Annotated in this window: 1 protein-coding gene; it reads left to right on the top strand. The window is 46.7% G+C overall.

The features are described 5' to 3' along the window. Positions 1-1,224: ACT domain-containing protein (locus R7P69_RS24825; RefSeq protein ID WP_318121769.1), on the top strand; the 1,224-nt coding region annotated here is incomplete at both ends.

Below are 1,224 nucleotides of genomic sequence, written 5' to 3'. Positions count from 1 at the left end.
CTTAAGTCTCTCAGCTATCAAGAAGCAATGGAGCTTTCTTACTTCGGTGCATCCGTTCTGCATCCGAAGACCATTGCTCCTATCGCGCAATTCCACATTCCATGTCTGATCAAAAACAGCTTTAACCCTCAAGGCGCGGGTACGCTTATCGGCCAAGATACTGGTGAAGATAATCTTGCGATCAAAGGTATTACAACGCTTAACGACCTAACCATGGTTAACGTATCAGGCCCAGGTATGAAGGGGATGGTAGGCATGGCGAGCCGAGTATTTGGTGCGATGTCTTCTGCTGGTGTCTCTATTGTATTTATTACTAAATCATCGTCTGAGTACAGCATCAGCTTCTGTATCGAGGCCGATGATAAGCTGAAAGCTCAACAAGTTTTGGCGGATGCGTTTGAGCTTGAACTAAAAGACGGTCTATTGGAACCGGTTGATTTTATCGATGATGTTTCTATCGTTACCTTGGTTGGTGACGGCATGCGTACATCCCGTGGTGTTGCTTCACGTTTCTTCTCTTCTCTTGCGGAAGTGAACGTTAATATCGTCGCGATTGCGCAGGGTTCTTCAGAGCGTGCTATCTCTGCGGTGATTCCGGAAGACAAAATTTCTGAGGCGATCAAAGCGTGTCACGAAAACCTATTTAACTCCAAATACTTCCTCGATGTGTTTGTTGTTGGTGTTGGCGGTGTTGGCGGTGAGCTGGTGGATCAGATCCAACGTCAACAATCCAAACTGGCAGAAAAAGGTATCGTGATTCGAGTTTGTGGTTTAGCAAATAGCAAAGGCTTGCTACTCGATAGTGAAGGCTTACCACTAGAACACTGGCGCGACCGCATGTCAGCGGCAACAGAAGAATTCAGTCTAGCTCGTTTAATCGCGTTGGTTCAGCGCAATCACATCATCAACCCTGTACTTGTGGATTGTACGTCTAGTGAAGACATTGCAAATCAATATGCAGACTTTCTAGCAGCAGGTTTCCACGTGGTCACGCCAAACAAAAAAGCAAACACAGCAAGCATGGCGTACTACCATCAGCTTCGAGATGTCGCTCGTAGCTCGCGTCGCAAGTTGATGTACGAAACAACCGTAGGGGCAGGCCTACCGGTTATCGAAAACTTACAAAACCTGATTGCAGCAGGCGATGAGCTTGAACGATTTAGTGGCATTTTGTCAGGTTCACTGTCTTATATCTTCGGTAAACTTGACGAGGGTATGAGCCTG

Source organism: Vibrio sp. 661 (genome assembly GCF_033339315.1).
Classification (GTDB): domain Bacteria; phylum Pseudomonadota; class Gammaproteobacteria; order Enterobacterales; family Vibrionaceae; genus Vibrio; species Vibrio alginolyticus.
This window is presented reverse-complemented; position numbering and strand designations above follow the sequence as displayed.